Genomic DNA, 24,007 nt, shown 5'->3' with positions numbered 1-24,007 from the left:
GGAGGACTTGTTATGACAAAACTCATTCGCATTAACGAGCGGGATAATGTCGCCGTTGCGCTGCATCCGGTCGGCAAGGGCGAAACCCTGACCGCGGGCGGCGTGACCGTCACCGCGGCCGAGGATATTCCGCAGGGCCACAAGATTGCGCTGGAGCAGATACCCGAGGGCGCGTCGGTTGTCAAGTACGGCTATCCGATCGGCCACACCACGGCGGCAGTAGAAACCGGCGCTTGGGTGCATACCCATAATATGAAGACCAATCTGTCCGGTGAAGAGGCGTATACCTACGAGCCTGCCGTGCCGTCGGTATCGGCAATCGAGCCGGAGACCTTTATGGGATTTCGCCGAAGAGACGGCCGCGCAGCGGTCCGCAACGAGATCTGGATTATCCCGACCGTCGGCTGTGTCAATGACGTGGCCAAAAAGATGGTTGCTGACAATCAGGATCTGGTCGGCGGCTCGATTGAAGGGCTGTATACCTTCACGCATCCCTACGGCTGTTCCCAGACCGGCGCGGATCATGCGCAGACTCGTAAGCTGCTGGCGGCGCTCGTGCGCCATCCGAACGCAGCGGCGGTGCTGGTGCTCAGCCTCGGCTGCGAGAATTTGCAGCATGACCAGTTTCTCGAGGAGCTTGGCCCCTATGATGAGAACCGCGTCAAGTTCCTGACCTGTCAGGATGTTGAGGACGAATTTGCAGCCGGACGCGAGCTGCTGGAGCAGTGCGCGGCGTTTGCTTCGCAGTTCACCCGCCAGCCGATTCCGGTCAGTGATTTGGTCATCGGCATGAAGTGCGGCGGCTCGGACGGCCTGTCCGGCGTCACCGCAAATCCCACCGTCGGCGCGTTCAGCGATATGGTGATCGCCCGCGGCGGTTCAACCGTGCTGACCGAGGTGCCTGAGATGTTCGGCGCGGAGGGCATGCTGCTCAGTCGCTGTGTCAGCCGTGAGGTATTCGATAAGGCGACCAGCATGCTCAACAACTTCAAGGATTATTTTATCAGCCATCACGAGACGGTATACGAGAATCCCTCGCCCGGTAATAAAAAGGGCGGCATTACGACGCTGGAGGATAAGTCCTGCGGCTGTGTGCAGAAGGGCGGCACGGCCCCGATTGTGGATGTCATCGGCTATGGCGACGCGGTAACGGCGCACGGTCTGAACATGCTGTATGGCCCGGGCAACGACCTTGTTTCGGCGACGGCCATGACGGCGGCGGGCGCGCACATCGTGCTGTTCACCACCGGCCGCGGCACGCCGTTTGGCGCGCCCGCGCCGACCATCAAGATTGCCAGCAACAGTCAGTTGGCCGCGAAAAAGACCGGTTGGATTGACTTCGATGCCGGTCCGGTGGCCGACGGCGAGCCGATCAAGGATGCCGCCGCGCGCCTGTTTGATCTGGTGCTGCAGGTTGCAAGCGGCCGGCAATCCAAGAGCGAGCAGCTCGGCTATCGTGAAATCGCTATCTTTAAGGATGGCGTCACGCTCTAAAGCGTGTTTCCTATTCTCTCTCCTTTTGATACCTATCTAATTCCCTTTTCTGCTTTTTTTCAATGAGAATACCGCGGCGTTATCGCCGCGGTATTCCGCTATATAAGAAGAAGGCCGCTGCAGCGGCCTTCTTCTTGTGTAATGCGCATGACGGCGCATATTTTTATACTTCGGGGTGGTCGGCGGCACGGGCCTGCTGGATTTCTTCGAGCAGATGCTTTTGCGTGTCATCGAACAGCAGGCGCTTGTTGTGCGCAAAGTAGGCCTCACACCCGAAATTCTGGATGAACCATGAGGTAAAATAATTGGCGGTCAGCTCGGTGGCGAACAGCACCATCTCCTGACTGTCGCCGATGGCTTCATCGAGGAAGGCGAAGGCGTTGGCAAGCGCGCGGTCGGTTTTGTCCGCCGCGTCTGCGCGCGCCTGTACATCCGCCTGAAACTTTTCCTTCAGGTAGTCGAGCGTGCGGCCCGCCGGGATTTTTTCGAGCGAAAGCCCTTGCCGGAAGGCGTCCAGCCGTTCGGTCTCGCGCGACGCGATGAACAGCGCGTCACGGTCGGTCGAACCAGCGGCGCGGCGGCGGGAGAGTGCATCACGCTTTTCGTCCAGCAGCGTCCCGAGCGTTTTCTCGCCCTCGCGGATGCGGATGAGGTCCTGATGCAGCGCGTCGGTCAAACCGTCCAGCCGGTAGGTTTCGCGCGCCGCGTCGGCCAGACGGGACAGCAGCAGACCGAGCACGCCCAGCTTTTCATCAAACGGCGCGCCGGCAAGCTCGGAGGCGCGCACGCGCTCCCACGAGCCGTCGAGGATTTCCTCGACGCGGTAAACACGCTTGTACTTGTCGTATAATTGCAGGTAGTTGGCAAAATCGCTCGCCACGCGCGGCAGCTGCAAATATTGCTCGACCACCTGCCGGTCCACCGACAGACCAAGCGTTTCGTACACTTGCATCAGCTCGGACAGGTCCTCCCAGCCGCGCGCGGTGACGAATTGCAGGCCGTCCGCGGTCGCCTCCACGCGGTAAAAATGGTCGCGCCGAATCTCAAGATAGGACAAAATCGCGCCGTGGATGCCGCGGCGGTAGGCATACTCTTTCCAGACCGCGAAATCTTCTTCCACGTCGATGCGCTTGACGCGGTCGAGCGTAACCACGTCGAATTCGCGTACAGATTTGTTGTATTCGGGCGGGTTGCCTGCGGCAACAACCACCCATCCTACGGGCAGCTGTTGGTTGCCAAAGGTTTTGCATTGTAAAAATTGCAGCATCATGGGGGTCAGCGTTTCGGAAATGCAGTTGATTTCGTCGAGGAACAGGATGCCCTCGGAAACGCCCGTTCGCTCGATCTCGCGGTAGACCGAGGCGATAATCTCGCTCATCGTGTAGGCGGTGACCGTATATTCCTGTCCGCCGAACTTTTCGTGCTCGATATAGGGCAGGCCGAGCGCGGACTGGCGCGTGTGGTGGGTCAGCGTGTAGGACACCAGACCCACGCCGGTCTCGTCCGCAATCTGCTCCATAATCTGGGTTTTGCCGATGCCCGGCGGGCCCATCAGCAAAATGGGACGCTGCCGGATGGGCGGGATGCGATACGCGCCGAATTCGTCGCGCGTAAGATAGGCGCGCAGCGCGTTTTTGATTTCGTTTTTGGCTCGTTTGATGTTCATAGTGGTTCTCCTATCTCGTCCTCGCGCAGCACGGCGCAGATCGCCCATGGCGGGACGTTTTCGGGGTAGGCGCCGCCTTCGAGCATAACGAAGGCCGCGTCATATTTGGGTCGCTTTTTGGGGTAGATGCCCAGTCCGTCGGTAAAGTAAAGCAGCCCGCGCAGGTGGTGGAACGCGCCCTCGCTCACCAGCCGGTCAACATATTCAAATACCGGTCGGAAATCAGTCGCGGACTGTCCAATCAGCTCGAAATGCTCCATGTAGTCGGCAAGGTCGCGTGCATTTGCAATGCGTTTATCCGCGCGAATCTGGTCGTCGCATTGCAGAATACGCAGATTGATATGTCGGAAAAAGCTCTCGCTGTCCTGTAACAGCTCGTAGGTGCGCGTGAGAAAGCTGCGCACCAGCTCGCCCGAGGTGGACATTGAGGTGTCGACCGCGATGACAAAATCTTCGATTTTGCGCACCTCACGTGTCTCGAGCGGCTCAATGAGCGGCATGTTGCCAAAGTGCCGCAGGCCGTAGGCGTAGTAGCCGTAGTCGAAGGAGTCCGCGTCGACTGCCACCTCCTCGCGCAGGGCGGCAAAGCGTCGCAGAAACGCGCGGTAGTCGGTCGTGTGTTGGGTGGTGACGGACAATTGCTCACGCACGGCTTCGCCGCCGGTCGCCTGATTGGAAAATACGGTTTCCATCGCAGTTTGCGTGCGCTCGGCGGTGTGCTGCCACTGCTTGTCCTGCTCGTCGTCGCCCTCTTCGGGCCAGAGTGAGTGCTCGTCCACTGCAAACACGCGCGCGAGTGTGGCGCAGTCATAGGAGTTTAGCCGGTCGCGCCGGAACTGTCGGTAGACCGCTTCGGCGGTCAGTACAGGCATTTCCGTGCGCAGGCTGCGGTACAGGTTCTGCCGCCGCACGGACGGCTTATCCGCTTGTAAGCAACGGTAATCGAGCGTGTCCAATATGCTTTCCACCGCTACATCGCAGGCCAAATCCCACAAATCGCGGTCGCGGCCGCGCGTTTTGGCGGGATGGCGCAGCAGACAGTGAAACACGCTGTGCAAGTAGGCGCGGTTGACGCGTGGACGGCCGCGCTCAAGCTGCTGCGCGAGCCACGCGCCGTTAAAGTATAGGCTGCGCGCGTCGGTGGCAAGGGTGGCGGTGTCAAACCCGCCCGAGACAGCCAGCGCGGACAGCGCCGCGTCCAGAAAGGGCAGGCTCATATATAATTCGGTGCGGGCGGAGAACAAAATCTCGCGCCCGAGGGCGTTCCAGCGTTCGCTTTGGGGCATGGAAAAGCTCCTTTACAGGTCAAAGGTTTTTGCACGGCCACGGGCGGCGGTTTTGCCGGTCGCGGCCAGCAGCACGGACAGCGCCGCGGTCTGCTCTTTTTCACGGGCGGCATCGCAGGCCGCCTCCACATCGGCGGCAGTCAGCACGCCGAGCGACAGCAGGAAGGAAACCGCCGCGCTTTCGCCCGTTGCGGCGCAATGGCACAGCAACGCGCCGCCGTGCGCACGCAGACAGTCGAGATAGGCGTCACGGGCGGTATCAGACAAGGCATATGGTACAGCCAGCCGCCGCGCCGCAACCTGTGATGCAACGGCAAAATCGTGCCGCTCGAGCAAGCCGGCGAGCGCAAGGTCGTATTGTCGCAAACTGAGGACGCCGGCGTCAAAGCACTGGCGGTAGCCGTAGCCCGCGCCGTGGATGCGGCGCTGAAAGATATGCGCGGGGGAGAGGTCCTCGAGTTCCTCGGTGTAGGCGGGAAACAGCAGGTGCGCGGACGCGCCGCCGTCAAAGCGCACATCCAGCTCGCCCGCGTGCTCTCCCAGCAGCTTTTGCAGGCAGGTGGGAACGGTCGGCTCGGCCTGCAGCACAACCTCGCGCAGCGCGCGGCAGTTCATCAGCGCACCGCCGCCAAAGTCCGAAACCGTGTGCGACAGTGTGATGGTTTCCAGCCGGCGGCAGTTGTAAAACGCATAGCTGCCCACGCTTTGCAGCGCGGCAGGCAGCGTGACCGCGCGGACGGCGTTCGCGTCATGCACAGGCTCCGGCCCGCCGCAGGCAATACGGACCGCGAAGGTCTCCTGTCCGGCAAGGTCGGGCGCACGCTCGCTGAGCGCGTAGGGGCCGAGCTGCACGACCGGTGCGCCGTCGATTTCGTCCGGCAGACGCACGGTATCGTCGCACGTCTCGCACCGCAGGATGGCGATGCCGTCCGGTATGTGCGCACAGGTCAGCAAAAGGTCGTTTTCGCCGTCGATTCTACGCATGCGCGGGCCTCCTTTTTGGATAATTTTCGTCTGGTTTGATTATAGCACAGGAGCAGCGGGGCGGCAAGGTAAGGGAGCAGGATAGATACTTATGATGATAAGAAAATATCAAAGTGATAAAATATAAAAATTCTCCAAAAGCGCTTGACAAATCCATGGGCGGAGAATATACTGTGACCATACTGCAAAACCGATGACGAAGACGAGTAGCGGGGAATCCGAACCACCAAGAGAGCCGCAGATGGTGGAATTGCGGCAGGCAAGGACCTTGTGAATGGACTTTAGCAGGGCAAGGCGAACGGGATAAATTCCAAGTAGCTGCGACGGGGACTCCACCCGTTATCCGGGGAGCGCATATTGATGGATATGTAAAAGCGAGCGGGCGCGTTTTGCGTCAACTTGGGTGGTACCGCAAGAGTTTGTTGATTAACTCCTGTCCCATGATTTCATGGGGCAGGAGTTTTGTTTTGTTGACTCACATATTTCATATAAGAAGGAGAGAACCTACCATGGCAAAGATTCCGCACAGATTGTATTTAACCGAAGATCAAATGCCGAAGCAGTGGTATAACCTGCGCGCCGATATGAAGGAACAGCCCGATCCGCTGCTTCATCCCGGTACGCATCAGCCGCTGCCCGAGGAGGCGCTCTATCCTATCTTCTGTGAAAAGCTGGCGCATCAGGAGTTGGACAGCACGGACCGCTATATCGATATTCCGGAGCCGGTTCTGGATATGTATAAGCTGTACCGCCCGTCGCCCCTGTGCCGTGCCTACAATCTGGAAAAGGCGCTCGGTACTCCGGCGAAGATCTACTATAAGTTTGAGGGCAACAATACGTCGGGCAGCCATAAGCTGAACTCGGCTATTGCGCAGGCGTATTACGCCAAGGAGCAGGGCCTCAAGGGGTTGACCACCGAGACCGGCGCGGGCCAGTGGGGCACGGCGCTGTCCGAAGCGTGCGCATACTTCGGACTGGACCTCAAAGTATACATGGTCAAGGTTTCCTACGAGCAGAAGCCGTACCGCAAGGCGGTTATGCAGACCTTCGGCGCGGACGTAACGCCCTCGCCTTCCAATACCACCGAAGCGGGCCGCGCGATTCTTGCGCAGGATCCGAACACGGGCGGTTCGCTCGGCTGCGCGATTTCCGAGGCGGTTGAGATGGCCACGACGCATGAAGGCTATCGCTATGTGCTCGGTTCCGTGCTCAATCAGGTGCTGCTGCATCAGTCGATTATCGGTCTGGAGAGTAAGCAGGCGATGGAAATGCTGGACGAATATCCGGATATTGTCATCGGCTGTGCGGGCGGCGGCTCCAATCTGGGCGGCCTGATTGCACCGTTTATGCAGGATAAGCTGCTGGGCAAAGCTGATCCGCGCATTATCGCGGTCGAGCCGGCCTCCTGCCCGTCTTTTACGCGCGGCAAGTATGCGTATGACTTCTGCGACACCGGCCATGTGACGCCGTTGGCGCGTATGTATACGCTGGGCAACGGCTTTATGCCCGCGGCGAATCATGCGGGCGGTCTGCGCTACCATGGCATGAGCCCGGTTCTGTCCAAACTGTACCACGACGGTTACATGGAGGCGGTTTCTGCCAAGCAGACCGATGTGTTCGAGGCCGCGACATTGTTTGCCAAAGAGGAAACTATTTTGCCCGCGCCGGAGTCCAGCCATGCGATTCGCTGCGCGATTGACGAGGCGATTAAGTGCAAGGAGACGGGCGAGAGCAAGACCATTCTGTTCGGTTTAACCGGTACGGGCTACTTTGATATGTCGGCTTATGAAGCGTATCACAACGGCACAATGACGAACCATGTGCCCACGGATGAAGAATTGCAGATTGGCTTTGATACGCTGCCGGTGCAGCCGGAATGATAGCATTGCAATGCGGAGGTGGAGCCTGTTATGCAGATAGCGGAGCATCTGCTCGAGTCTGTTGTTTCCTGGGCCATCCTGTTATTTGAATATGTTGGTGTGGGGGTGATAGTGGTTGCCGGCGTACAGGGTGTCTGGCGTTATGTGCGCCGCGATCCGCTTACTCGCCTGACGCTTGCCAAGGGATTGTCGCTCGGGTTGGAGTTTAAATTGGGCAGTGAGATTCTGCGCACTGTAATTGTGCGGGAGTTTAAGGAGATTGGCTTGGTTGGTGCGATTATTCTGCTGCGCGCGGCGCTGACCGTTCTCATCCACTGGGAGATTAAGAACGAAGAGCGGGATGCGGTGAAAATATCGGCAGAATAGGCAGCGCAATCTGATTTATGTGAGCCGCCGAAAGTGGGTTTCGGCGGCTCTAATGGATAAGAGCGGGCAGATAGGGGACGATCTGTAGGGAAAGAAAAAATGAAAGAAAATTTGAAAAAAAGATTGACAGAAGCCGATTGCTGTGGTATTCTATTTAGGCAGTCGAAACTGAGCAGAAGTTCGGTTGAGAAAACACAAGTCAATAATTTGCGCCAGTAGCTCAGCTGGATAGAGTGTTTGGCTACGAACCAAAAGGTCGGGGGTTCGAATCCCTTCTGGCGTACCACTTTTTCTTGTGGGAAACAAGCGATTTCGTAAGAAATCGCTTGTTTTTTTAATTTTTCGAGGGTTTTCAATTTTTGCTGCCAACAGAAAACCGGCGATTTTTTGTTAGCAGCCTGTTAGCAAACACGACTTTTCCTCGCTTTTGCTCATAAATCCTATCATCATATTTCGTATCGTATTTTCCAACCTGCTAACGGATCTGCTAACATCCTGATTTTTGTGCATCCTCTGCAAGCAGTGCCGCCAGCACCTTTTTCTTAATTTCAGGGTCTTCCTGTAGCAGCTGCAGCAGCTGTTCCTGCCGGTCGTCCGCAGAAGAACCGCCATAAAATTCTTTCGAGATTTTTTCTGTCAGCGCCCGCCGCCGGCTATCCTGCATATGCGCATAGGTATCAAGCGACACCGCAGCTGAAGCATGGCCCATGTCGCCCTGCACCAGCTTGATATCGCCGCCGCTTTCCAGCAGCTTGTAGGTCGCGCTGGAATGTCGGAGTTCATGAAAGATCAGCGGCGGAAGATGCAGCTCTGTCCTTTGCTGCCATAGCTTGAACCATTTTTCGCACAGTTTGGGCTCCACCGGGTATCCATCCTCCAGAGCAAACACCAGATTGAAGTCTGAATACGCTTCACCGGCATACGCTTTTTGCTTTGCCACCGTTGCCTTCCGAAGCATTAGCTCTCGTCGAAGCGCCGGAGTTAAGTACACAAACCGGTTGCTGTTTGCCGTTTTGGGTGTCTTGAGGACCAACACCGTGTTGGTTTTCTTAACCCTGGGCGGAAACACCTGCACCAAGCCGTCCGCCGGGACGGAATCCAATGCCTCGCGGCTGACACGCTGGAGCGTATGCCGCACGCGAATGAGCTTCTGATCAAAATCAATATCATCCCAAGTCAATGCGACCGTTTCGCCAATGCGCAAAGAGCAGATGAACGCCAAGTGCACTGCGAGATGCAGCAGTGGATGCTCCATATCGTCCAAAGCCTCCCGCACCATTTCCGGCGTCCAGATCCGGCGTTCGGCCTTATTCTTTTTGGGCGCATCGCATACGACCGGACTTTCTTCGATCAATCTCCAGTCCACCGCCTTGTTGAACGCCGTTTTCAGCAATGTATGGACATGACGGATCGTCGTAGAAGAAAGACAGGGTGTTTTCGTCCCACTTGGTGCATGTCCTTTGGGGCCGCTGCATTTTTTGCCGCGCAGCGTGTTGTATAACATCTCAATATGTATCGGCTGCAGCTTTTGCAGCGGGATCTGCCCAATTTCCGGCATGATATGATTGCGGATCAGAGCCAAAGAGGAGGTATACATACTAAATGACCATTTGGCTTTGCCATAAACGTTTACCCACTGCATCAGGTACTCCGCCACGGTTTGTGAGCAAGGCGTCAGCAAAGAATCACAGGATTTTTTGTATTCCACCTTCCTTTTGAATTTTTCGGCATCCGCCTTGTTGGAGAAGGATTCCCACTTTTGATGCCGTTGTCCCTGTGCGTCTCGATAATCATAGATTACCGCATACTTGGAACCTCTTTTTTTAATTGTTGCCATAGTTGCCTCCACAGAACGGGTGGATCAGGAGCAACCGGAAAACCATTGGTCGAAAGATTCTTTGGGTATGCGAACAAGCCTTCCCAGATGCAGCACGCGGAAATCCGTCGTATGACTGCAAAAATAGTAAGCGCTTCGTTCGCTGATGCCGAGGATCTTTGCGATCTCCACAACAGAGTAGGTTTTCTTCTCCACGCCCTGATCCTGTACAATATTCCTATTCATATCTTGTCCCTCCTGTGGCAGCACCCATGCACTGCTCAAATTGCTATACGCCTCCTTGCTGCAGATTTCTGATCGTTGGCAGGTCTATTATAGCAATATACGCCCAAAATGCAAAGATGTCGGATTCGTTGTTCAAATAAAGTTCAATATTTTTTGCTAACGCGGCAGTACGCATCAGCCGCTTTGGCTGCGTAGCTTTCCTCTACGCCATGCTTTTTCCTTCTACTGCAAGCATACCACAGTTTTGGTCTACAGGGAGGCATAATCGCTTCACATAGCGTAGAGTTTGCGACAAAAATCTTTACTTTAAGTCCTCTATAGCCGGGAGACGCCGTTGCAGCTCATGCCGAGCTCCGGCCAAGCAGCCTTTCCAAAATCATTGTAGCAAAATTCCGACTACAGTTGGTGGTTTTTGGTCGACTCTCTGTAGTTCTTTGAGAAATTTTGAGTGATTATTATCAAAGCATTTGGGCATAAATAAACGCTGCTATCCGACTCCTTCTTCGGAAAACGGATAGCGGCTAGAACATCTGGGCGTTTTGATATGTCATTTTTCAGAATGGGGATTGTATGATGACCAGTGCATCTCCTCCAGTGCCCAATGCCAGATAAATCATGTTTTGTCGGGTGTGTCATTTTCTCTAACAAGAGGAAGCGTTATACCTGTTGTTGATTGCGGCAGAAATTATAGTGCAAGGGACGAAAAACAGTAAAACATAAAGGTGATTTATGTTTAGTTTGCGTTGCTTTTTTGGCTTATATATGTAAATATAATAATATATGAAATAGGAGGTACATGGCATGGAGCTGAGAACACTGCGCTATTTTTTGACTGCGGCTACGGAAGAAAATATTACACGCGCAGCGGATGTCCTGCATGTGACACAACCTACTCTTAGTCGTCAGCTCATGGATCTGGAAAAAGAGCTTGGCACGACGCTTATGCTACGCGGGAAAAAGGGCTTGACTTTAACGGACGACGGGCTGTTTTTTCGACAGCGTGCAGAAGAGATTGTTGAGTTGGCTGATCGGTTGGAACAGCGGTTTGCTGAAAAGAGCGAAAGCGTAACTGGAATTATCAATGTTGGTGCGTCAGAGGCAATTGGAAGCCGCATGATGGCAAAGCTGATTTGTCAATTTTCTGATAAATATCCCCTTGTCCAGTTTCACTTGTATAATGAGATGGCGGACAATATCAAAGATCGTTTGGATAAGGGGTTGGTGGATGTCGGGCTATTATTGGAGCCGATAGACGTGCATAAATACGAATATCTGCGTCTGATGCAAAAGGAAACATGGGGTGTACTGATGCGGACAGACCATCCTTTGGCAGGTTTAGAGGTAATCACGCCGGAAGACATTGCGGAGTATTCTTTGATTTTGCCATTGCGTGAAAAGGTTCGGGAGGATATCATCAACTGGATCGGAAGGGAAGAAAAGAATTTACACATTCCTTTAAGCCATACGCTTCTTTCCAACGCTGTTTTGCTGGTGGAAGAGGGTATGGGATGCGCCTTTTGTTTGGATGGTGCATTGGCAGTCCGCAGCAGCCCAAATCTTAAATTTATCCCGATACAGCCAGAGAAAACCACGCGAAGTGTTCTGGTATGGAATAAAAATCAGATTTTTTCTCCAGCAACCTCTTTGTTTATTCAAGAAATTAACATGATGCGTGCGCAAATGCGTTAAAGAGGGCGTCAAGTCAGATGGACTTGACGCCCTCTTTTATGTAGACACGATATGCCAAAACCATGCTTTGTTCGTATGATAAATAATAAAATATAGGTATTAGACATTTCATATAAGGAATTCTATAATAAAATCACAATCTACCAATATCAGTTGCTATCCCCCAAAACGTATATCACAGGAGGAAACAATATGAAAAAGATGATTGCAATGCTCTTAACTGCTGCAGTTGGGTTTTCGCTAACAGCATGCGGGAATGCGACAAATGAGCCGAAAGCAGGAAACACACCATCGGAAGAATCCATACAGATGCAGGAACAGACTTCTGAGACGGGGGAGCTTTTACAGCAAGAATCTGCGCAGGACGGCACAGTAAATGAAGCCGATGGAGCAACGTCTTCCAATATCCTTGTTGCCTATTTTTCCTGGGCTGACAATGCTGTACTGGAAGATGATGTGGATGCGGTCACCTCACCCAGTGTGGTTGCTCCCGGAAATGTGCAGGCACTGGCTGGCTGGGTACAGGAAGCGACTGGCGGGGATTTATTCTCCATTCGCGTGACCGAACCCTATTCCAGTGACTGGGATGATTGTCTGGCCAGAGCCAATCAGGAACGGGGCGAAAATGCCAGACCTGCGCTACAAGAAAACGTTGAGAATCTGGATCAGTACGATACGGTCTTTCTTGGATATCCCAACTGGTGGTATGGTGTACCCATGGCGCTGCTTACCTTTCTGGAGCAAAATGACCTTTCGGGCAAACAGGTCTATCTTTTCTGCTCCCATGGTACCGGCGGACTGGCCAGCAGTGTAGAAATTATCACAGAGACAGCACCGGAGGCAATCATCTCCGACAACATCTTTGATTGTTATGAAGAGGATGCAGCATCTTCGCGAGGTGCTATCCAAGAGTGGGTAAATGAGCTTGGATAGGCCCAACGGCAAGGATATCTGCAGACAGCATATCGCCCTCCTCCAAACCCTTTACCTCGCGTTGGTACCACCGCTGCTGATCCAACGCCATAACACGCGAGGCTGCAGCGCATTCTCCTCTCCGTTCGATGCCGATAATAACATAGTCCACTTCAGCACCGACTGCGCTGCTGGCATTGACTGGCGAGTGTTTCTGCCTCCCAAAAAGCGGAACAGGGATAAGTACCTTAACCAGATACTGCATAGCCACGAAACAAGTCAACTCGTTTTTTTCGTTGCTTATTACCCCTCCTGGAATTGGTATAGTTTCCAATTCTATTATTTTGCCGCGCAGCTGAGAACGGCTATCAAAAGAAGCATAAAAAGCGTTCCATTCCTTTGCAAACACAGCCAGAGCTACATCAACAGCCTGTAACACAAGAATATCGATGTTTTCTCCTATTGTGCTCAGCACATTGTCATATTTCCTGATTTGTCCCAGCATCTTCAGTTGTCTTAAAATGGCTGTGATAGCGGCAGGGGAACTGCCAAACTTACGCTGTAATAACACAGCAGCTTGCGCCCTGCGTAAAAAATCAATTTCATGTAGCACGTCAAGCAGATATTTCTGCTGATCGCTCAAGAAGAACGTGATTTCACTCCTCTCCTGTACTGATTGACCACCGGGTCAAGCATCGTATCGCAGCCCCGTTCCAGAATCGTGCTGAAAATGACCTTCGCCGTGTAAACCAGCGTGTTGCGCATCGCGGGCTTTTCGTTTTCGCGCAGCTTGGCCAAGGCGCAGTCCAGCACCTCCCAGTTCAGACGCCAAAGCGTCTCCCGCACCTGCAGCTGCGGATAAGTACACGGACCGATCGTCAGCTCGCCGCAGTAGTACAGCCATGTGATCGCGTCGCGCAGCACGGCCTGCTCCTCTGGTTCAAACAGGTCAAACTCGCAGCGCCGGATCAGATGGTCGAGCTCCGCCCGTTCGCGCGCGCGTTCGACCGTCGTACTCTTCTCCGTATCACTTTTCTCTTTCTTACTCTTCTCTTTCTTACTTGTGTGCGGTTTTTGCAGGTCTAGAACTGCAGCTTCAGCATTTCTTGAACTGCCGTTTTGGCAGGTCAAGACCTGCGGATTTTGCAGATCAAGAACTGACATTTTTGCATGTCTTGCAGGTGCATCCGCGTCTGTGTCTGGCTGCTTTTCCGGCATTGCGGGCGGTTCTGCTGCCGGCTCCGCTGCATCAGACGTTTCCTCTTCCTCGTCCAGACCTGCAATTTCTGCAGGTCTGGGCGCGGAGCAGAATGGCGCACAGTCATAGGCATAAGATGCTTTTTCATCTGGCTGCACCTCGGCCAGAAAGATGCGGTTCGGCAGCCCGCGGCCCTGCCGCTGCTCCCACAGCAGCTGTTTATCTGCCAGCTCCTTAAAGCAGGTGATCGCTTTGCGGTAGGAAACTTGCATCTCCCGCGATAGGTTTTCCAGCGTGTAGATGACATAAACCTCGCCGTGCCGGTTGACCCAGCCGTTGCGGCGGGACAGCTGAAAGCGGTTGAGCAGGAATGTGTAGGCCACCTTGCTCTCTAGTGACAAATCGCTGTACTGTGGGTTGGAAAACAGCCAGCGCGGCATCTGCATGTGGAAATAGGAAACGGCGTCGATCAGCTTTATCAGTGTGAAAGCCGGTCGTACTTCATGGTTCTGTTTCATCAGGTGATGTCTCCTTTCCGGTTTTGGCCAGCCATACTTCCTGCATTGGCCAGTTTGCAAAGGTGATGAAAAAACGGCTTCAGTTTATGTGACTGTTCCGGCAACAGAGCAGTTGTCTCCTTACCCGATCGCGGCGAGGACGAACGGATACCGACTTGCTGCCCCGTTCCAGCCATAGGGAGAATGCCGGCAAAACCGTTCTGTTTACAGAATGCTCGGACGCGGCTTATCATCGGGTTAATGCCGGCAAAGCTATCCCGCACAAATTACTGTAACGCAGTTCATAAATGGATTAATGCCGGTAAGTCGACCCGTTCGTGAATTGCTTGATTACCGCTCATCAATGGGCGAATGCCGGCAGTGAACATGGTCGCGGTCTGCCATCTGCCTGCCACAGGCAGCGGGTTCATCCACACAAAAAGGTTGTCTGGCAGGCCGCAGCCGGGCTCATGTGGGTAACCATGTCTTGCGCTCGTCGACCAGACCGGTGAGCGGCATCGGCTGTGCGATTTGGGCTGCCCCCTTGCAGAATTACCGCCTATACTCATAACAGATCGCGGTAATCAGTTTTTCATTTTTGCGCTTTTCTGAACTTTCAAGATGGGAAAATGGCAATATTCGTTTTGATCTGTAGGAAATTAACCTCGCTGCTGGGCGGTAAAATTGTACGAAGACCGGGCGGTATTACCGCCCAGTCTTAGCGCCTGTTTTACCGCCCACTGATTGGCTAAATCGGCGCGTTATACGCCTCTGAATACCTTTGTTTTGCCCGCGGGCATCGCTCCGCGCCATGTGGTCAAGACTGCAAAAGGGCGACAGTAAAGCGTCCCTTGCCCATCCAACAATCAGAAAACTGCTAACAAAAAGCCATATACTCTTGTGTGCAACTGCTAACAAAACTGCTAACATATACTGCTTGCAGTAGACGACAGTGCTTGCGGGTGCTGCACAGGAACGTAAAAAAACCCCCGGCCTTTTCGTTCATAACCATCAGTTTTTTTGCACTTTTTACACGGAGTGCAAAAATCCCTAACGGCTACGAACCAAAAGGTCGGGGGTTCGAATCCCTTCTGGCGTACCAAGAAAAGCGGTTATTTCGTACGAAATAACCGCTTTTCGCTATTTTCAATACTATTCTGCAAAAGCGATTGCTTGCCCATAAAATGGATTGCGCTGTGTTTGTTTTCGGCTGTTTTGTTCAAAACAGTTGGTGCTGTAGATATACGAAAATTCGGCAGATGCGCTATGGCATCTGCCGGATCAGTCTGCTGATAAACGCGGTTTATGCGTTAAATACAGACAGGGTTTCTCGACGTGCTGAGGCTGCCCCTCAAAAGGGGCAGCCTCTCATTTTGTGTTACCGGACGATTGGGAAACGCGCCCGGTTCATACCGGATTTGTTATTCGACTTCGCTTTCGCCCAGCAGTTCGAGCACATCGACCGGTGTGCCGGCCCGGGCGGCCTCTACATGCAGGTGCGGGCCGAGCGCTGCTTCCGCGTCGATGGTTTCCGCAACTGTGCCGAGCGCTTCGCCTGCGGCAACAGCCTGTCCCTCTACGACGCGCACATCGGCCACGCCGCAATAGGTCGAGGTCAGGTCGGCGTCATGCGAGAGCGTGACACATGTGCCGTACAGTCCGTCCTGGGTGACCTTCTGCACTGTGCCGTCGGTCAGGGCCATGACGGTTTCTCCGGCTTCAGCGGCAAAGTCCGTGCCGGTGTGCACGCGCCAGTCGCCAAAGGTCGGCTGGAACAGCAGTTCATCACCGGAGAACGGTGTGATGACCGCGCCGGAAACCGGACGCACATAAACCGGTGCGGACACGGTTTCGACCGGTGTGGGTGCGGTTTCAGCGGTTTCAGCGGCAGTATCCTCGGTTTCCTCGGGCTGTGCTTCCTCGCCCTCGTCCGTCGGCGTTGTCTCGTTCGTCGACGTCGTCTCGTCCGCCTCGCCGTTCTCCTCGGACAGCACCGGCGTGTCCTCGGTCAGGTCGGGCAGTGTCTCCGCGGGCGTGATGATAGGCAGACTGGCCTGTGTTTCATCATCCGCGGGCGCGGTGGCGTCCGACCAGAGCACCCACGCGGATGCCGCGATGATTAGAGCGCAGACGGTCAGAATGGTGTAGAAGCCGCGGGTCGAAAGGACTGCGGTATGTTTGGAATGATATTGTTTCATATCCTTTTACCTCCGTTTTCATCAGTATGACCGCGGAGGAAAGGGTTTATACATTGCCAAGCACAGTATCCGGATAATAATGCGCTAAAATTTCTGTATAATCTGCGCCTTGCTCTGCCATGTACATTGCGCCGTACTGCGACAGGCCAACGCCATGGCCGTAGCCGATGGTATGGAAGGTGATGCTGTCATCCGTGGTGGTGATGGTGAAGTTGGTCGATTGCAGTCCGAACAACTCGCGTACGGCTGACCCTTCCACGGTCACGCCGCCGAGCTGCACGGTGATGATACCGCCGGCATCCGAGCGGACGGATGCTTTGAACCAGTCGTTCGGCGGGCCGGATACGTCCGCCGAGGGGAATGTTTCCGACACTTTCTCCCGGAATTCTGTTGCGGAGACCGTGACGGCCGCTTCATAGTTGCTGTATGCTGTGCCGCCGGGACTGACCACGCTTTGCAGATAGGGTACATCTTCGCCCCATACGTCGCGCGCGGCTTCTGTGCGCGGTCCGCTGACACAGTGAAACACCGCTGCAATCGGCGCGCCGTCATAAGTCAGGATTTCTCCCTCGGTGTCCTGTACGGCCTGCTGTACGCGAGACAGATCGCTGCCGGATGCGGTTTCCACCGCAATGTCACGGTAAGCGGCGCAGTGATGGTAGTCGTCACAGATATCGGCGTCGGGATGCGCGGCAGGACGGCCAGCCGCCATTTTATAGACCGCATAAGTACGCGCGGCGACCGCCTGCGCTCGAATTGCTTCGAGTGGAAAGTCGTTGGGGATTTCGGCTGCGACCACGCCGGCCACATAGTCCTCCAACGGCAGCGCGGTGGGCTGGTTATCGATCAGGACCGTCACGGTGGAGTAGTCGCCCGTAAGAGCGGCTTCCGTTGCGGCCGGCGCGGAAGCGGAAGCGGCTGCGCTGGTTTTCGGCTCATCGTCGTACAGCAGAAGCGCGGGCGCCAGATATAACGCCAAAACAAGCGCGCATCCGGTCAGCAGCAGTTTACGCATGTCCAATGCCTCCTTTCTCCGATAGTATATGCGGGTTGAAAAATTGATAGCACACCAAATGTAGGAGGATGTTGACAAGCCTACCAATATATTGTATTATAGAAATCAAGAAATACGAACAAATGTTCGTAATAATAAGGAGGAGGCGTACTATGCAGCTGCAAGAAATGGCAAGGCAGTACCGGTCCAACACAGCGCTTCTGGAGCTGCGGTTGAAGCAATTGCAAGTGGCGCAGCGCCGTGCGGAGCAGAATGAGGTGAAATATCGGCTGAAGCAGAGAATCAATTGTTTGCAGGTTATGATCAATGAGAATCGCAAAACAGCGTTTGTGTTGGAGCACTATTATGACAGAGGAGGAGAGGCACATGAAAACGGAAAGGCTGTCTGAGCAGGTGGCGAATTGCGCGGCATATGATCGGTATGTGGCAGAGATGGGCGAGGATGACAGCGCGTTTCGCGCAAAATTCCGCGAGGCGTTCTTTCATGCGCTGCAGGAGCAGCTGACCGCGCGGCAGTATCAAGTGTTGTGGCTGAGCGAGGTGGAAGGGCTTTCCGGAAAGGAAATCTCCCACCGGCTGGGCATCAGTCAGTCGGCCGTGTCGCGCCATCTGACGCGCGGCAAAAAGCGTTTACGGGTGCTGCTGGCCTATAATCTGGAGCTGCGGAACAATGCGTTTGCATAAACATGGCGGTTTTGCGCTGCGGCATGGAAAACAGTATGTACCGGATGGGCATAAAAAACGCCTCCGGCGGCAAAATGCCCCGGAGGCGCAGCGATAGGTAAAAAAGAACGCGACATCAGGCCGCGCTATTGCACCGCCCCGTCGCGTGTCTTTAACGATAAATAAAAACGGTTTCGAGCGAAGGTCGTCCAGCTGTCCACCACGAATGATAGAATTATAGCACCGGACAGAACGGGAAAACAAGGTGAAAATCCGACAAAATCTCGTTTACAATTTATTCATAATTGTACAATTCGACAAAACAATGAAAGAAAGGTGCAAAAATGCGGCAAATTAAATAAAAACCAAGAAATTGCTTTACAAATTCGTGCGGACATGGTATCATATATTGTACTTTCGCCCCGCGCTTAGCTGCCGGAGTTCCGGGCATGTCCCTACCGTGCCCATTTCACCAGCCGCAGCCCAGCCTGTGGGTAAGTAAAAATACAATTTGAAAGGTGAAACGCAACATGATCCGTAAGGAAGAAAAGACCGCCGTTATCGAGGCAAACCGCACCCACGCAACCGACACCGGTTCTCCGGAGGTTCAGGTAGCGATCCTGACCGCGCGCATTCAGGAGCTGACCGAGCACCTGAAGGTTCACAAGAAGGACAACCACTCCCGCCGCGGCCTGCTCAAGATGGTCGGCCAGCGCCGTTCTATGCTGGCTTACCTGCAGAAGAAGGATATCAACCGCTATCGTGCGCTGATTGCCAAGCTCGGCATCCGTAAGTAAGAAGAACAAGCAAATAGGGGAGCAGTCTGCTCCCCTGTTTCTGTTTTCAAAAGGAAGGCGGCAAAACCGCTTTTTAGCAGTTGAAGCAGAGCCGGAGATGCGGTTTTCCGTGTTTGCTTCAAGTGCTAAAAAAGGGATGCGCCGCCCTCCGTAACACAAAAAAGGAGGCAAAAACATGGCAAATATCAACCACTTTGACTTCAAAAACTACCGCGTTTTTGAAACCGAAATCGCCGGCCGCAAGCTGACGGTCGAAACCGGCAAGATGGCGCAGCTGGCCAACGGCTCCTGCCTGGTGCGCTACGGCGACACCGCCGTGCTGGTCACCGCGACTGCATCGGCCAAGCCGCGCGACGGCATCGACTTTTTCCCGCTCTCGGTTGACTTTGAAGAGCGTCTGTACGCAGTAGGCCGCATCCCGGGCAGCTTCATGCGTCGTGAGGGCCGTCCGAGTGAAAAGGCGATTCTCGCTTCCCGCCAGATCGACCGCCCGATGCGTCCGCTGTTCCCGAAGGACCTCAGAAACGACGTGTCCATCGTCTGCACCGTGCTGGAAAACGATTACGATAACTCTCCCGAGGTGGTCGGCCTGCTGGGCGCGTCCATCGCGGTTTCGATTTCGGATATCCCGTTTGACTATGTGGTGGCAGGCTGTCAGGTTGGCATTGTAGACGGCAAGACCGTCATCAACCCGACGTCCGAGCAGCGCAAGGCGTCCGAGATGGACGTTACCCTGTGCGCGACCAAGGATAAGATCGTCATGATCGAGGCAGGCGCAAATGAAGTGCCTGAGGACGATATGTTCAACGCGCTGATGGAAGCGCACGAAGAGCTCAAGAAGATGTGCGCGTTCATTCAGGGCATCAAGGATGAGATCGGCAAGCCGAAGTTTGAGTATGAGCATCACGACATCGACCACGACCTGTTTGACAAACTCGAGGCAGCGTGCAATGACAAGTTCGAGGTCGCGATGGATACGGACGATAAGACTGTCCGCGACGCCGGTGTGCGCGCCATCGTGGACGAGTTCGAGGCTTCGCTCTCCGACGAATATAAGGAAGAGCACGGCGCGAACCTTGCCGAGTGTGTGGACAAGCTGGAAAAGAAGATTGTGCGCCGCTGGCTGGCAAACGGCAAGCGCGTCGACGGTCGCGGCATGGAGGAAGTCCGTCCGCTGGCGGCCGAGGTTGGCCTGCTGCCGCGTGTACACGGTTCGGGTATGTTCACCCGCGGCCAGACGCAGGTGCTGACGCTCTGCACACTGGGCACGCTGGGCGATGCGCAGGAGCTGGATACCATTTTTGAAGAGACTGAAAAGCGTTATATCCACCACTATAACTTCCCGTCCTTCTCGGTCGGCGAAACCCGCCCGTCCCGCAGCCCCGGCCGTCGTGAGATTGGTCACGGCGCACTGGCCGAGCGTGCGCTGCTGCCGGTTATCCCGCCGGTCAGCGAGTTCCCGTATGCGCTGCGTCTGGTTTCCGAGGTCATTTCCTCCAACGGTTCGACCTCGCAGGGTTCGGTCTGCGGCTCGACCCTCGCGCTGATGGATGCCGGCGTGCCGATCAAGGCGCCGGTTGCGGGTATTTCCTGCGGCCTGATTACTGACGGCGGTCAGGAGACCACCTTCACCGATATTCAGGGTGTGGAGGACTTCTACGGCGATATGGACTTCAAGGTTGCCGGCACCAAGAAGGGTATTACGGCGATTCAGGTTGACATTAAGGTCGACGGTTTGACCCCGAACATCATCAAGCAGGCGTTTGAGAAGTGCCGCGTGGCCCGTTATGGGATTCTGGACGAAATTATGCTCAAGGCAATTCCGGAGCCGCGTGCGGATGTATCCGAGTGGGCGCCCAAGATGACCACCATGCACATCCATCCGGACAAGATCCGTGAAGTGATCGGCAAGGGCGGCAGTGTGATCCAGAATATCGTGGCCGAGTCCGGCGCGAAGGTCGATATTGAGGATGACGGTACGGTCACCATCGCGGCGGTCAAGGCTTCCGACGCGGACAAGGCCAAGAAGATGATCGAAGCGATTGTCAAGGAGCCGGAGCCGGGCGAAATCTACTACGGCAAGGTCGTGCGCCTGATGAACTTCGGGGCGTTTGTTAACCTGCTGCCGGGTAAGGACGGCATGGTGCACATCTCCAAGATGGCAGATCACCGCATCGAGAAGGTAGAGGATGCGGTCAAGGAAGGCGATATGGTCTGGGTCAAGGTCATGGAGATCGACGACAAGGGCCGCGTCAACCTGTCCATGAAGGACGTCAAGGAAGAGGAAAAGGTAAAATAACTTTTGTTTCAGGCATACAGCCTGAAACGAGCAACGGCATCGACAGCCTGTGGTTGGACATGCCTATTGCAGAAAAACAGCGCAGGAATTTTGATTCCTGCGCCGTTTTTTCTGTCTGTGAAAATAAGGCAGGTGCATGTCCTGCTTTTTTCTGCCCGTGCATGGCGCGTGCAAAATATCACGTCCTGCGTCCGGGCTTTTCCATTTGCTCCGCGTGCACGGGGTATGTTATAATAAAAATCAATCTCTAATAGAAAGGAAATGAACCGATGGCACAGACCTCCGTATCGCTCCCTGAGGGTGAGCTGCGCGTGGCGCGTTGTGATATGCTGGACAAGCTGATTGCCGCCGCGGACGGTGATGCGGCGCTGCTGTATCTTTATGTCCTGCGGCACGGCAGTGCGGACGGCAAAACCGCGGCGCGTGCGCTGCATCTATCGCAGGAGCGGTATGAGCGCGCGGCGTTTACGCTCAACGGTTTGGTCACGCCGGCCGTGCCGCCGCAGGCGGACAAGTCCTCGGATACCCCGCAGTATACGGCGGACGAGCTGCGCCGCGCGCGTCTGGATGACCACAAATTCGCGGGGGTGTGCGCTACGGCGGAGGGCGTGCTTGGTCGCACGCTGACCGAGGCGCAGCTGCGCTGTCTGCTGACCGCATATGACCATCTCGGCCTGTCGGCAGAGGCGATTATCGAACTGCTCAGCTATCTCAAGGGCGAAAAAGGCGTGGTGCGGTTGGGAGATATCCGGCGTGAAGCCTATCTGTGGGCGGATATGGGCGTGGTGACGGCGCAGCAGGCACAGCAGTATCTGGCACGTAAGGCAAGCGAAAAGCCGCTGAGCGAAGCGGTTTACAAGGCACTCGGCGCAGACCCGGCACAGCCCGCGCCTAAGGAGCAGCGCGTGTGCCGTTTTGCGCTTGCGCACGGTTTCCCGCCTGAGGCAATCGAACTGGCGGTCCGACGCACGGACAAGCAGCAGGGCCACAAGAGTTTGGATTATACGCTGGGCATCCTGCGCCGCTGGGATGAGGCGGGTGTACATACGGTAAGTGAAATCACCGCACTGGAACCGGAGACACGAGCGGCGGTCGGCCAGACCCCGGCGCAGCCGACCGACCCCGTCACACTGGCTGCATGGGAGCAGGATTGGGCGGCGCGTGTGCGCAGCCATCGCCGCAAAACGGAGGAATAAGCCATGGGATATGACAGAAAACTATTGGCGGCGGCGCGGCGTGAGCTGGAACGCGAGCGCACAGCCCGCAGCGAAGAATTTGAGGCGCGTCGGCGCGAGGTGTACGCGCGCGAGCCGCGTATCCGTGCGATCGACCGGACACTGTCGCAGACGGCAGCGTCGGTTTTGCGCGCGGCGCTCAATACGGGCGGCGACCCGGCCGCAGCCATCGAGCAGCTGCGCGGGCAGAATCTGGCCTTGCAGGCCGAACGCGCCGAGCTTCTGCGTGGCATGGGGCTGGACGCGGATTATCTGACCGAAAAACCGATGTGTGAAAAGTGCGGCGACACGGGTTATGCGGGCAGCGCGACCTGCGCATGTGTCAAAGCGCGGTATGCCGCGCTGCTGCGCGAGCAGCTGTCCGCGGTGCTGCCTATCCGCGATCAGAATTTTGCGCATTTCCGCATGGATTACTATTCTACCCGACCGGACGCGCGTCTGGGTTTGTCCCCCCGGGAAAATATGGAGTATAATCTGGATGAGTGCAAGGCGTATGCCGAAAAATTTGGCGCGCACTCGCCCAATCTGCTGCTGTATGGCTCGACTGGACTGGGCAAGACGTTTTTATCCTCGTGTATTGCCGAGGCGGTCGCCGCGCGCGGGTTTTCAGTGGCGTATGATACGGCAATCAACATCGTCGCGGCGTATGAGACAATCAAATTCGGCAACGGCGACGGTGAGGCCGCAGCTGAGCGCGCGGCGCGGTACGAGCGGGCGGATCTGCTGATTATTGATGATATGGGCACTGAAATGGGTACGGCCTTCACTGTGTCCGCTTTGTACAATCTCATCAATAACCGCTTGATGGCGGGGCGGCCGATGATTGTCAACACCAACCTGCCTCCGGAGGCGCTGGCGGAAAAATATTCGCCCGCCGTGGCGTCTCGTCTGCTGGGCGAGTTTGTGTCGCTGCGCTTTTTCGGGGACGATATTCGCCTGATGAAAAAGCAAAAGAAAATGTAAACAATTCTTTCACAGCACGTTCAAAGTTTATTCACATATTCCTTGGCTGCATGGGTTATACTAAGCATGTCGATAAGGGAAGCCGCAATCCTGAATCGACAGCCTACCGATCTTTTATTTCTCTTTTACCCCCCTTTATTTTGTGAAATGAGCGAAAAACCCCCGGTTCCATTTCCCCCATGGACCGGGGGTTTTTCCCGCTTTTCTGGCATCGCGGGCAATGTCATAAACCTTTCAAAGTCTGTTCAAAAGCTGTTCACACTTTTGCAGCCGCAGTGCGCTATACTATGATTGTCGGAAGGGAGAGACACCAACCCAACCGATACCCCTTTTTTACATTATGTTTTCTTTCTTTCACCTTTTCTTTTTATCCTCTTTTTCATTTTGCATTGGCGTGCGCCCTGTTTTCCATTCCCCCCTTTTGGAAAACAGGGCGTTTCCCCTGTCCGGGAAACTTGGGCAGGAAACAATTCTTTCACAGCATATTTATAATCTGTTCACACTTTTCCATGCCGCATGGGTTATACTAAGCATGTCGATGAGGGAAGCCGCAATCCTGAGTCGACAGCCTACCGATCTTTTATTTCTCTTTTACCCCCTTTTTCAAATCTGTGTAGTGAATAGGCAAAGCGCCGTCGTCTCGTTTCCCCCGACGAGACGGCGGCGCTTTCCTATTGTGCGCCAGCCGGATTGTGTAGGAGTACAATACATCTTGGACAGTTGAATAAAAAAGGATGAAGGATAAGACCACATCGGTTAAAGTTGAGTTGCTATACAACAACTTGTCGAAAGGGGGCCATATC

General features: G+C 54.9%; 20 protein-coding genes and 1 tRNA gene. 12 read left to right on the top strand and 9 right to left on the bottom strand.

Annotation, left to right across the window (positions count from 1 at the left end; genetic code table 11):
* The first annotated feature begins 12 nt into the window (after positions 1 to 12).
* A complete protein-coding gene (locus ACTQ3V_RS09450) occupies positions 13 to 1,494 on the top strand; it encodes a UxaA family hydrolase (RefSeq protein WP_441467295.1) in 1,482 nt (493 codons plus the stop codon).
* 163 nt (positions 1,495 to 1,657) lie between these two features.
* On the opposite strand, the gene ACTQ3V_RS09445 is transcribed toward ACTQ3V_RS09450, so the two are convergent.
* From ACTQ3V_RS09445 to ACTQ3V_RS09435, 3 genes are read right to left on the bottom strand one after another with little or no spacing between them, the layout of a single operon-like run.
* Entirely contained in the window at positions 1,658 to 3,160 is a 1,503-nt protein-coding gene (locus ACTQ3V_RS09445) for an ATP-binding protein (RefSeq protein WP_441467294.1), read from the bottom strand.
* Complete coding sequence (locus tag ACTQ3V_RS09440; protein ID WP_441467292.1) at positions 3,157 to 4,446, bottom strand: vWA domain-containing protein; 1,290 nt, start codon at positions 4,444 to 4,446, stop codon at positions 3,157 to 3,159. Before ACTQ3V_RS09440 ends, ACTQ3V_RS09445 begins: the two co-directional genes overlap by 4 nt.
* A 12-nt stretch (positions 4,447 to 4,458) precedes the next feature.
* Positions 4,459 to 5,430, bottom strand: coding sequence for a leucine-rich repeat protein (locus ACTQ3V_RS09435; protein WP_441467291.1), 972 nt, complete (start codon positions 5,428 to 5,430; stop codon positions 4,459 to 4,461).
* Between the two features lie 509 nt (positions 5,431 to 5,939).
* Here ACTQ3V_RS09435 and ACTQ3V_RS09430 point away from each other — a divergent pair.
* From ACTQ3V_RS09430 to ACTQ3V_RS09420, 3 genes are all read left to right on the top strand, one after another.
* The gene (locus ACTQ3V_RS09430; RefSeq protein WP_441467290.1) at positions 5,940 to 7,310 is read left to right on the top strand and encodes a TrpB-like pyridoxal phosphate-dependent enzyme; all 1,371 of its coding nucleotides are present in this window, start codon (positions 5,940 to 5,942) and stop codon (positions 7,308 to 7,310) included.
* Between the two features lie 30 nt (positions 7,311 to 7,340).
* Complete coding sequence (locus tag ACTQ3V_RS09425; RefSeq protein WP_441467289.1) at positions 7,341 to 7,676, top strand: DUF1622 domain-containing protein; 336 nt, start codon at positions 7,341 to 7,343, stop codon at positions 7,674 to 7,676.
* A 209-nt stretch (positions 7,677 to 7,885) separates the two neighbouring features.
* A tRNA-Arg gene (locus tag ACTQ3V_RS09420) sits at positions 7,886 to 7,962 on the top strand.
* A gap of 201 nt (positions 7,963 to 8,163) precedes the next feature.
* Here the strand turns inward: ACTQ3V_RS09420 and ACTQ3V_RS09415 are convergent.
* On the bottom strand, positions 8,164 to 9,513 hold the full coding sequence (locus ACTQ3V_RS09415; RefSeq protein WP_441467288.1) for a site-specific integrase: 1,350 nt from the start codon (positions 9,511 to 9,513) through the stop codon (positions 8,164 to 8,166).
* A 24-nt stretch (positions 9,514 to 9,537) separates the two neighbouring features.
* Positions 9,538 to 9,738, bottom strand: a complete 201-nt coding sequence (locus tag ACTQ3V_RS09410) for a helix-turn-helix domain-containing protein (protein WP_373166180.1) — start codon at positions 9,736 to 9,738, stop codon at positions 9,538 to 9,540.
* Positions 9,739 to 10,539: 801 nt separating this feature from the next.
* Here ACTQ3V_RS09410 and ACTQ3V_RS09405 point away from each other — a divergent pair.
* Positions 10,540 to 11,427, top strand: coding sequence for a LysR family transcriptional regulator (locus tag ACTQ3V_RS09405; RefSeq protein WP_441467287.1), 888 nt, complete (start codon positions 10,540 to 10,542; stop codon positions 11,425 to 11,427).
* Positions 11,428 to 11,619: 192 nt separating this feature from the next.
* Positions 11,620 to 12,360, top strand: coding sequence for a flavodoxin (locus ACTQ3V_RS09400; RefSeq protein ID WP_441467286.1), 741 nt, complete (start codon positions 11,620 to 11,622; stop codon positions 12,358 to 12,360).
* Here the strand turns inward: ACTQ3V_RS09400 and ACTQ3V_RS09395 are convergent.
* The 4 genes from ACTQ3V_RS09395 to spoIID form a co-directional block, all read right to left on the bottom strand.
* Complete coding sequence (locus ACTQ3V_RS09395) at positions 12,329 to 12,982, bottom strand: hypothetical protein (protein WP_441467285.1); 654 nt, start codon at positions 12,980 to 12,982, stop codon at positions 12,329 to 12,331. The two genes, ACTQ3V_RS09400 and ACTQ3V_RS09395, sit on opposite strands and share 32 nt — an antisense overlap.
* Positions 12,979 to 14,055 carry a replication initiator protein A gene (locus ACTQ3V_RS09390; RefSeq protein ID WP_441467284.1) on the bottom strand — a complete coding sequence of 359 codons (1,077 nt, stop codon included), beginning with the start codon at positions 14,053 to 14,055 and terminating at the stop codon, positions 12,979 to 12,981. The genes ACTQ3V_RS09395 and ACTQ3V_RS09390 overlap by 4 nt, the downstream gene beginning before the upstream one ends.
* 1,400 nt (positions 14,056 to 15,455) lie before the next feature.
* The gene (locus ACTQ3V_RS09385; RefSeq protein WP_441467283.1) at positions 15,456 to 16,232 is read right to left on the bottom strand and encodes a peptidoglycan DD-metalloendopeptidase family protein; all 777 of its coding nucleotides are present in this window, start codon (positions 16,230 to 16,232) and stop codon (positions 15,456 to 15,458) included.
* A gap of 46 nt (positions 16,233 to 16,278) precedes the next feature.
* The gene (spoIID, locus tag ACTQ3V_RS09380) at positions 16,279 to 17,247 is read right to left on the bottom strand and encodes a stage II sporulation protein D (RefSeq protein WP_441467282.1); all 969 of its coding nucleotides are present in this window, start codon (positions 17,245 to 17,247) and stop codon (positions 16,279 to 16,281) included.
* A gap of 152 nt (positions 17,248 to 17,399) precedes the next feature.
* Here spoIID and ACTQ3V_RS09375 point away from each other — a divergent pair, with 152 nt between their 5' ends.
* From ACTQ3V_RS09375 to ACTQ3V_RS09350, 6 genes are all read left to right on the top strand, one after another.
* Positions 17,400 to 17,636 (top strand): hypothetical protein, encoded by a 237-nt coding sequence (locus ACTQ3V_RS09375; protein ID WP_441467281.1) that lies wholly within the window; start codon positions 17,400 to 17,402, stop codon positions 17,634 to 17,636.
* On the top strand, positions 17,614 to 17,931 hold the full coding sequence (locus ACTQ3V_RS09370) for an RNA polymerase sigma factor (RefSeq protein ID WP_441467280.1): 318 nt from the start codon (positions 17,614 to 17,616) through the stop codon (positions 17,929 to 17,931). Before ACTQ3V_RS09375 ends, ACTQ3V_RS09370 begins: the two co-directional genes overlap by 23 nt.
* Positions 17,932 to 18,440: 509 nt before the next feature.
* Positions 18,441 to 18,707, top strand: coding sequence for a 30S ribosomal protein S15 (gene rpsO, locus ACTQ3V_RS09365; RefSeq protein WP_297282848.1), 267 nt, complete (start codon positions 18,441 to 18,443; stop codon positions 18,705 to 18,707).
* 175 nt (positions 18,708 to 18,882) lie between these two features.
* The gene (locus tag ACTQ3V_RS09360; protein ID WP_441467279.1) at positions 18,883 to 21,006 is read left to right on the top strand and encodes a polyribonucleotide nucleotidyltransferase; all 2,124 of its coding nucleotides are present in this window, start codon (positions 18,883 to 18,885) and stop codon (positions 21,004 to 21,006) included.
* 269 nt (positions 21,007 to 21,275) lie between these two features.
* Positions 21,276 to 22,202: a DnaD domain-containing protein gene (locus tag ACTQ3V_RS09355; RefSeq protein ID WP_441467278.1), complete on the top strand. Its 927-nt coding sequence runs from the start codon at positions 21,276 to 21,278 to the stop codon at positions 22,200 to 22,202.
* 3 nt (positions 22,203 to 22,205) lie between these two features.
* Positions 22,206 to 23,204 (top strand): ATP-binding protein, encoded by a 999-nt coding sequence (locus tag ACTQ3V_RS09350; RefSeq protein WP_441467277.1) that lies wholly within the window; start codon positions 22,206 to 22,208, stop codon positions 23,202 to 23,204.
* The last annotated feature ends 803 nt before the right edge of the window (positions 23,205 to 24,007 follow it).

The organism is Candidatus Agathobaculum pullicola, from assembly GCF_052117205.1.
Taxonomy (GTDB): domain Bacteria; phylum Bacillota; class Clostridia; order Oscillospirales; family Butyricicoccaceae; genus Agathobaculum; species Agathobaculum pullicola.
The sequence above is the reverse complement of the archived record's forward strand: the minus strand, read 5'-3'. Positions and strand labels throughout refer to the sequence as shown.

What these genes read in the sequence shown, in the direction of transcription:
- ACTQ3V_RS09450 (WP_441467295.1), top strand. Translation starts at nt 13, where the DNA reads ATGACAAAACTCATTCGCATTAACGAGCGGGATAATGTCGCCGTTGCG.
- ACTQ3V_RS09445 (WP_441467294.1), bottom strand. Translation starts at nt 3,160, where the DNA reads ATGAACATCAAACGAGCCAAAAACGAAATCAAAAACGCGCTGCGCGCC.
- ACTQ3V_RS09440 (WP_441467292.1), bottom strand. Translation starts at nt 4,446, where the DNA reads ATGCCCCAAAGCGAACGCTGGAACGCCCTCGGGCGCGAGATTTTGTTC.
- ACTQ3V_RS09435 (WP_441467291.1), bottom strand. Translation starts at nt 5,430, where the DNA reads ATGCGTAGAATCGACGGCGAAAACGACCTTTTGCTGACCTGTGCGCAC.
- ACTQ3V_RS09430 (WP_441467290.1), top strand. Translation starts at nt 5,940, where the DNA reads ATGGCAAAGATTCCGCACAGATTGTATTTAACCGAAGATCAAATGCCG.
- ACTQ3V_RS09425 (WP_441467289.1), top strand. Translation starts at nt 7,341, where the DNA reads ATGCAGATAGCGGAGCATCTGCTCGAGTCTGTTGTTTCCTGGGCCATC.
- ACTQ3V_RS09415 (WP_441467288.1), bottom strand. Translation starts at nt 9,513, where the DNA reads ATGGCAACAATTAAAAAAAGAGGTTCCAAGTATGCGGTAATCTATGAT.
- ACTQ3V_RS09410 (WP_373166180.1), bottom strand. Translation starts at nt 9,738, where the DNA reads ATGAATAGGAATATTGTACAGGATCAGGGCGTGGAGAAGAAAACCTAC.
- ACTQ3V_RS09405 (WP_441467287.1), top strand. Translation starts at nt 10,540, where the DNA reads ATGGAGCTGAGAACACTGCGCTATTTTTTGACTGCGGCTACGGAAGAA.
- ACTQ3V_RS09400 (WP_441467286.1), top strand. Translation starts at nt 11,620, where the DNA reads ATGAAAAAGATGATTGCAATGCTCTTAACTGCTGCAGTTGGGTTTTCG.
- ACTQ3V_RS09390 (WP_441467284.1), bottom strand. Translation starts at nt 14,055, where the DNA reads ATGAAACAGAACCATGAAGTACGACCGGCTTTCACACTGATAAAGCTG.
- ACTQ3V_RS09385 (WP_441467283.1), bottom strand. Translation starts at nt 16,232, where the DNA reads ATGAAACAATATCATTCCAAACATACCGCAGTCCTTTCGACCCGCGGC.
- spoIID (WP_441467282.1), bottom strand. Translation starts at nt 17,247, where the DNA reads ATGCGTAAACTGCTGCTGACCGGATGCGCGCTTGTTTTGGCGTTATAT.
- ACTQ3V_RS09375 (WP_441467281.1), top strand. Translation starts at nt 17,400, where the DNA reads ATGCAGCTGCAAGAAATGGCAAGGCAGTACCGGTCCAACACAGCGCTT.
- ACTQ3V_RS09370 (WP_441467280.1), top strand. Translation starts at nt 17,614, where the DNA reads ATGAAAACGGAAAGGCTGTCTGAGCAGGTGGCGAATTGCGCGGCATAT.
- rpsO (WP_297282848.1), top strand. Translation starts at nt 18,441, where the DNA reads ATGATCCGTAAGGAAGAAAAGACCGCCGTTATCGAGGCAAACCGCACC.
- ACTQ3V_RS09360 (WP_441467279.1), top strand. Translation starts at nt 18,883, where the DNA reads ATGGCAAATATCAACCACTTTGACTTCAAAAACTACCGCGTTTTTGAA.
- ACTQ3V_RS09355 (WP_441467278.1), top strand. Translation starts at nt 21,276, where the DNA reads ATGGCACAGACCTCCGTATCGCTCCCTGAGGGTGAGCTGCGCGTGGCG.
- ACTQ3V_RS09350 (WP_441467277.1), top strand. Translation starts at nt 22,206, where the DNA reads ATGGGATATGACAGAAAACTATTGGCGGCGGCGCGGCGTGAGCTGGAA.